The following is a 7282-nucleotide window of genomic DNA, read 5'->3' on the forward strand; positions in this document are numbered from 1 at the left end:
CTCATTTTTACACTCCCACTCCCCACCACTGTGTTGTGTTTGTGGTTGGGTGTGTTTTTTTTTTTTAACCCCCTGTTCCGGGGGGGGGGGGGGGGGGGTCGCCCGCCCCCCCCCCCCCGACGGTCTGGGCCCGCCAGGACGGGCCCGCTCAGGGGGTCAGCGGCTGTCGCTGCCGACCGACTCCGCCGCCGCCCGGCCGGCCTCCAGGCGCGCGACCGGGATGCGGAACGGGGAGCAGGAGACGTAGTCCAGGCCGACCTGGTGGAAGAAGTGCACCGAGTCGGGGTCACCGCCGTGCTCGCCACACACCCCCAGCTTGAGGTCCGGGCGGGTGGCGCGGCCGGCCTCGGCGGCGGAGCGCACCAGCGAGCCCACGCCGTCGCGGTCGATCGTCTCGAACGGGCTGACGCCGAAGATGCCCTTCTCCAGGTACGCGGTGAAGAAGCTGGCCTCCACGTCGTCGCGGGAGAAGCCCCACACGGTCTGGGTGAGGTCGTTGGTGCCGAAGGAGAAGAAGTCGGCCGACTCGGCGATCTGGCCGGCGGTCAGCGCGGCCCGGGGCAGCTCGATCATGGTGCCCAGCGTCAGCCGCAGGTCCACCCCGTGCGCCCGCTCGACCTCGGCGATGACCCGCTCGGCCTCCTCGCGGACGATCTCCAGCTCCTGGACGGTGCCCACCAGCGGGATCATGATCTCCGCACGCGGGTCGCCCTTGGCGTTCTTGCGCGCGGCGGCGGCCTCGGCGATGGCCCGCACCTGCATGGCGAACAGGCCCGGGATGACCAGGCCCAGGCGCACCCCGCGCAGGCCCAGCATCGGGTTCTGCTCGTGCAGCTTGTGCACGGCCTGCAGTAGCCGCAGGTCGTTCTCGTTGCCGTCCTGGCGCGCCTCGGCCAGCGCGACGCGCACCGACAGCTCGGTGATGTCGGGCAGGAACTCGTGCAGCGGCGGGTCGAGCAGCCGCACCGTCACCGGCAGCCCGTCCATGGCCTCGAACAGCTCGATGAAGTCGGCCTGCTGGAGCGGCAGCAGGTCGCCGAGCGCGGACTCCCGGTCGGCGTCGGTGTCGGCCAGGATGAGCCGCTCGACCATCTCGCGGCGCTCGCCGAGGAACATGTGCTCGGTGCGGCACAGGCCGATGCCCTGCGCGCCGAAGCGGCGGGCGCGGGCGGCGTCCTCGGCGTTGTCGGCGTTGGCCCGCACCCGCAGCCGGCGCACCCGGTCGGCGTACGCCATGATCCGGTGCACGGCCTTGACCAGCTCGTCCGCGTCGTCGGCGCCGGCGTGCATGCGGCCCTCGAAGTACTCGACCACCGGCGAGGGCACGACCGGCACCTCACCGAGGTAGACCTTGCCGGAGGAACCGTCGATGGAGACGACGTCCCCCTCCTGCACCACGGTCCCGTCCTTGGTGGTCAGACACCGGCGCTTGGTGTCCACCTCCAGCTCCTCGGCGCCGCACACACAGGTCTTGCCCATGCCACGGGCGACGACGGCGGCGTGCGAGGTCTTGCCGCCGCGCGAGGTGAGGATGCCCTCGGCGGCGATCATGCCGTTGAGGTCGTCCGGGTTGGTCTCGCGGCGGATGAGGATGACCTTCTCGCCCGAGCGCGACCACTTGACGGCCGTGTACGAGTCGAAGACGGCCTTGCCGACGGCGGCGCCGGGCGAGGCGGCGATGCCCCGGCCGATCTTCTCCGCGGCGGCGCTCTCGTCGAAGCGGGGGAACATCAGCTGCGCGAGCTGCGCCCCGTTGACCCGCTGCAGCGCCTCGGCCTCGTCGATCAGACCCTGGTCCACGAGCTGGGTGGCGATACGGAAGGCGGCCCCGGCGGTGCGCTTGCCCACCCGGGTCTGGAGCATCCACAGCTTGCCGCGCTCGATGGTGAACTCGATGTCGCACAGGTCCTTGTAGTGCGTCTCCAGCGTCTCCATGATCCGCATCAGCTCGTCGTAGGAGGGCTTGTCGATGCCCTCCAGGTCGGCGAGCGGCACGGTGTTGCGGATGCCGGCCACGACGTCCTCGCCCTGCGCGTTCTGCAGGTAGTCGCCGTAGACGCCCTGCTGGCCGCTGGCGGGGTCGCGGGTGAAGGCGACGCCGGTGCCCGAGTCGGGGCCGAGGTTGCCGAAGACCATGGAGCACACGTTGACGGCGGTGCCCAGGTCGCCGGGGATGCGCTCCTGGCGGCGGTAGAGCTTGGCACGGTCGGTGTTCCACGAGTCGAAGACCGCGCGCACGGCCAGGTCCATCTGCTCGCGCGCGTCCTGCGGGAAGTCGCGGCCCGTCTCCTTGGCGACGATGCCCTTGAACTCGTCCACCAGCCTCTTCAGGTCGGCGGCGTCCAAGTCCACGTCCACGGTGACGCCCTTGGCGTCCTTGGCGTGCTCCAGGGCCTCCTCGAAGAGGTCGCCGTCCACGCCGAGGACGGTCTTGCCGAACATCTGGATGAGGCGACGGTAGGAGTCCCAGGCGAACCGCTCGTCACCGGCCTGCGCGGTGAGCCCCACCACGGAGTCGTCGGAGAGCCCGATGTTGAGGACGGTGTCCATCATCCCCGGCATGGAGAACTTGGCGCCGGAGCGCACCGAGACCAGCAGCGGGTCGTCCGCCTGGCCCAGCTTCTTGCCCATGGTGGCCTCAAGGGCGGCGAGGTGCGCACTCACCTCGTCACGCAGTGCCGCCGGCTCGACGCCGCTGTCGAGGTAGACCTTGCACGCCTCGGTGGTGATGGTGAACCCGGGCGGGACGGGCAGCCCGAGGTTCGTCATCTCGGCCAGGTTCGCGCCCTTGCCGCCCAGCAGATCCTTCAGGTCCCTGTTGCCCTCGGTGAAGTCGTAGACGAACTTCTGGGACACGGACTGTGCGTGGGGATCGTTGTTTTCCGACACGGTTCTCGACACCTCGCTGAGGTACCTCCGGGGATGGGCCCGGGGGATGGCTGCCCTGACGGCGGGGAGCGTACCCAGATCGAAGGTGCATGGGTACGTCCACTCGGCGGTCATTCGGCCGTAACTGGCTGGCCGCCACGAGATCGAAAGTGATCCACACCACGAGACCTGTGATCCATCGAGACGCCACGACGCGCGGACGCGCGTTCAGGTTCCGAACGCGGCAGCTCCGTACGGTTCGATTCTGGACACGGGCAGCGATGACCGACAAGCGAGGAGCGGCCATCCGTATGACTGTCGAAAGCAACAAGGGTGGCACTCAGTGCCACTCGTTGGAGAGGTGTGTGCGCTCAGAAGGTCAAATGGATCATCAAATGAGCATGCTCGTTTGAGCAAACCGCCGATCAGACGTGGCGAGAATCACGCCCCCGTTCCGGGGCATCTCAGCCGCCCGAGGTATCCAACTCGGCCTCGGCACCGACCTCGGCACCGTCGTAGGGATCATTGAGCCACCCGTCCGGCAGAACCACTCGATTTCGGCCAGACGTCCGACCTCGTGGCCCGTCCGCGCCCACGGGCCACGGCTGGTCGAGGTCCAGTTCGCTCATCAGAGCGTCCAGCTCGGCCAGCGAGGAGGCCACCGCCAGGCGCTTACGCATCTCCGAGCCGATGGAGAAGCCCTTGGTGTACCAGGCCACGTGCTTACGGAAGTCGATGACGCCGCGCGGCTCGTCCTCCAACCACACCCCGAGCAGCTCCGCATGGCGCAGCATCACCCGTGTGACCTCGCGCAACGTGGGTGCGGCGGCCCCCTGGGAGCCCCTGGTCAGGGCGGCCCACGCGGCCCCGCCGCCGGCCGGCGGCACGGCCGGATCCGCACCCTGGCCGCCCGGGGTGGCACCGGGTGTCGCGGGCTCCTCGAAGGCCGCCACCAGATCCCCGAACAGCCAGGGCCGACCGAGGCAGCCGCGCCCCACGACGACCCCGTCGCAACCGGTCTTCCGCATCATCCGCAACGCGTCGTCGGCGGACCAGATGTCCCCGTTGCCCAGCACCGGGATCTCCGGCACCGCCTCCTTGAGCCGCGCGATGGCCGACCAGTCCGCCTCGCCGCCGTAGTGCTGGGCGGCGGTGCGACCGTGCAGGGCGATGGCCCGCACCCCCTCCTGCACCGCGATCCGCCCGGCGTCCAGATAGGTCAGGTGGTCGTCGTCGATGCCCTTGCGCATCTTCATCGTCACCGGCAGCTCCCCCGCGCCGGCGACGGCCTCGCGCAGGATGGCCCGCAGCAGGTGGCGCTTGTACGGCAGCGCCGAGCCGCCGCCCTTGCGGGTCACCTTGGGCACCGGGCAGCCGAAGTTCAGGTCGATGTGGTCCGCCAGGTCCTCGTCCACGATCATGCGGACCGCCTTGCCGACGGTGGCCGGGTCCACGCCGTACAGCTGGATGGACCTCGGCCGCTCCGAACCGTCGAAGTGGATCAGCCGCATCGTCTTGGCGTCCCGCTCGACGAGCGCCCGCGTGGTGATCATCTCGCTGACGAACAGCCCCTTGCCGCCGGAGAACTCCCGGCACAGGGTGCGGAAGGGCGCGTTGGTGATGCCCGCCATGGGGGCGAGGATCACCGGGGGCACCACCGCGTGCGTACCGACGTACAGCGGCTCGTTCTGGGCGGTCATCTGGGACGCGTCCTTCCGGTTCGGGGGCTGAGGGGGCAGACCTCCCATTGTCCCCCATCGGCGGGCGGCCCCACGGCGAACGGTCCGGGCCCGCCCGGGCTCCCGCCGCGCGGTGCCCCTCGGCACCCGCGCTCAGGCCGCCGCGAGCGGCCCCGAGACGGTCAGCTCCTGGAGGTGCTCCAGCCGCGCCCGGGACTCCGCGTCCGCCGGCACGTACGCGATGACGCGCGGGCCCTGCTGGGGGCCGAGCCACATGATCTGGTAGTCGAGGCGCAGCAGCCCCACGTGGGTGTTCAGGAAGCGCTTGGTGCGGTCGGGCTGGGTGCGCATCACCTCGTGCCGCTCCCAGATCTCCCGGAACTCCGGCGACGCCTCCTGGAGCCGCCCCAGCATGTGCTTCCACGCCGGCTCCCCGATGTGCCCGGCCATCGCCGACCGGAACTTGGCCGCCATCGCCCGGATCACCTCCTCGCGGTCCACCAGCGCCCGCGCCCAGCCCGGGTGCGTGAAGGCCAGCCACATGCAGTTGCGCTCGGTCGGGGCCAGCGCGTCCAGGTCGCACAGCAGGTTGCCGTAGGTCCGGTTGTACGCCAGCAGGTCGTAGCGGCTGTTCTGCACGCACGCCGGGATCGGTTCGAGCTGGCGCAGCACCGCGCGGACCGGGTCGGAGACGCTGGCGCACTCCGTGCCCGGCGCCGGGTCGCCCACCCCGGCCAGCGTGAACAGGTGCGTGCGCTCGTTCGGGTCGAGCAGCAGGGCCCGCGCGATGGCGTCGAGCACCTGCGCCGACACGTGGATGTCACGGGCCTGCTCCAGCCACGTGTACCAGGTCACGCCCACCGACGAGAGCTGCGCCACCTCCTCGCGGCGCAGCCCGGGAGTGCGTCGCCGGCGCCCCCGGGGCAGCCCCACCTGTTCGGGCACGACGCGTTCGCGCCGACTGCGCAGGAAGGCCGCCAGCTCGCTGCGCCGTACGTCGTTGCTCGCCTCGTGCTCACGCGTCATCATCTCTCCAGGGTGCGCGACGGCTGATCCGCTTTCCAGGTAGTACCAGTACCAGGATAAAAACACTCTGGTACCCCTCTACGGGATGCGGGATCGTCTTCTCGTGACCCAGACCCGCGCACGATCCACCGACCCCGCTCCCGCCGCCCCTTCCTCGCCCTCCGCACCAGAGGCGGCCGGCCCCGCCACGGCCGGCCCCCCGGCCGGCGGCGCGCCACCGGGGGCGGGCCCGGTCGCGCTCGGCGGGCTCGGGCTGTTCACCGTGCTGCTCGGCGCGGCCCTCCCCATGATCGACTTCTTTATCGTCAACGTCGCCCTGCCCGCGATGGAACACGATCTGCACGCCAGCCCCGCCGTCCTCGAACTGGTCGTCGCCGGCTACGGCCTCGCCTACGCGGTGCTCCTGGTGCTCGGCGGGCGCCTCGGCGACATGTTCGGCCGGCGCAGGCTCTTCATCGCCGGCATGGCCGCCTTCGGCATCACCTCGCTGGCCTGCGGCCTCGCCCCCGACGCCTGGACCCTGGTGGCCGCCCGGGTCACGCAGGGCGCCGCCGCCGCGCTCATGCTCCCGCAGGTCCTCGCCACCATCCACGCCACCACCACCGGCCAGGCCCGTGCCCGCGCGATCAGCCTGTACGGGGCGACGGCGGGCCTGGCCATGGTCGCCGGGCAGATCCTGGGCGGCCTCCTGGTCGCCGCCGACCTGTGGGGCACCGGCTGGCGCATGGTGTTCCTGGTCAACGTGCCGGTCGCGCTGGTCGGCCTCGTCCTGGCCGTGCGTACGGTGCCCGAGACCCGCTCCGACCGGCCCGCCAGCGTGGACATACCCGGCACCGTGCTGCTCGCGGCCTCCCTGATCACCCTGCTGCTGCCGCTGACCGAGGGCCGCGCGGCGGGCTGGCCCCTGTGGACGTGGCTGCTGCTGGGCTCGTTCCCGGTGATCGCGGCCGTCTTCTACGCGGTCGAGCGCCGGGCCGACCGGGCGGGCAAGGTGCCGCTGATACCGCCGAGCCTGTTCGCGCTGCCGGGCCTGCGCCGTGGGCTGCTGCTGGTGCTGCCGTTCTCGATCGGCTTCGGCGGCTTCATGTTCGTGTTCGCCGTCGCGCTGCAACAGGGCATGCGCTACGAGCCCGTGGCCGCCGGCGTGGCCCTGGTGCCGATGGCGCTCGCCTACTTCGTCGTCTCCCTGACCGGCACCCGTCTGGTGACCCGGTACGGCAGCCGGGTGGTCACCGCCGGCGGCCTGGTTCAGGGGTTGGGTATCGGCGTCATCCTGCTGACCGTGGCCCGCGAGTGGCCCGACGTCAGCATCCCGGCCCTCGCCCCCGGCCTGGTCCTGGCCGGCGTCGGCCAGGCCCTGCAACTGCCGGTGCTCTACCGGATCGTGCTCGCGGACGTGCCGAGCGAGCGCGCCGGCGTCGGCAGCGGCGTCATGGTCACCACCCAGCAGGCCGCCATGACCCTGGGCGTGGCCACCCTGGGCACCCTCTTCCTGTCCCGCACGGCGTCGGTGGGCATGCGGGAGGCCCTGCTCACCACCTTGCTGGTGCAACTGGCCGCCATCGTCGCGACCACGCTGCTCAGCCTGCGTCTGCCCCGCGCGGTGCGCTGAGGCGGTGGTGGGGGGGGGCCGCCCCCCGGGGGGGCCCCCCCCCCGGGGGGGCCCCCCCCCGCGCCGCCGCGGCCCCGCGACACGCCCGGGGCCCCGC

Annotated in this window: 4 protein-coding genes; 1 reads left to right on the forward strand and 3 read right to left on the reverse strand. The window is 71.6% G+C overall.

The window, feature by feature from the left end:
• Nucleotides 1-156: 156 nt before the first annotated feature.
• The 3 genes from ppdK to ACFVFR_RS14535 form a co-directional block, all read right to left on the reverse strand.
• Complete coding sequence (gene ppdK, locus ACFVFR_RS14525; RefSeq protein ID WP_383701175.1) at nt 157-2889, reverse strand: pyruvate, phosphate dikinase; 2733 nt, start codon at nt 2887-2889, stop codon at nt 157-159.
• A 443-nt stretch (nt 2890-3332) separates the two neighbouring features.
• On the reverse strand, nt 3333-4568 hold the full coding sequence (dusB, locus tag ACFVFR_RS14530; RefSeq protein ID WP_383701177.1) for a tRNA dihydrouridine synthase DusB: 1236 nt from the start codon (nt 4566-4568) through the stop codon (nt 3333-3335).
• Between the two features lie 132 nt (nt 4569-4700).
• Nucleotides 4701-5576: a helix-turn-helix transcriptional regulator gene (locus ACFVFR_RS14535; RefSeq protein WP_383701179.1), complete on the reverse strand. Its 876-nt coding sequence runs from the start codon at nt 5574-5576 to the stop codon at nt 4701-4703.
• 82 nt (nt 5577-5658) lie between these two features.
• Here ACFVFR_RS14535 and ACFVFR_RS14540 point away from each other — a divergent pair, with 82 nt between their 5' ends.
• Nucleotides 5659-7185, forward strand: a complete 1527-nt coding sequence (locus ACFVFR_RS14540) for an MFS transporter (protein WP_383701181.1) — start codon at nt 5659-5661, stop codon at nt 7183-7185.
• Nucleotides 7186-7282 lie beyond the last annotated feature (97 nt).

The sequence above is a fragment of the Streptomyces sp. NPDC057702 genome (assembly GCF_042799315.1).
Lineage (GTDB): Bacteria > Actinomycetota > Actinomycetes > Streptomycetales > Streptomycetaceae > Streptomyces.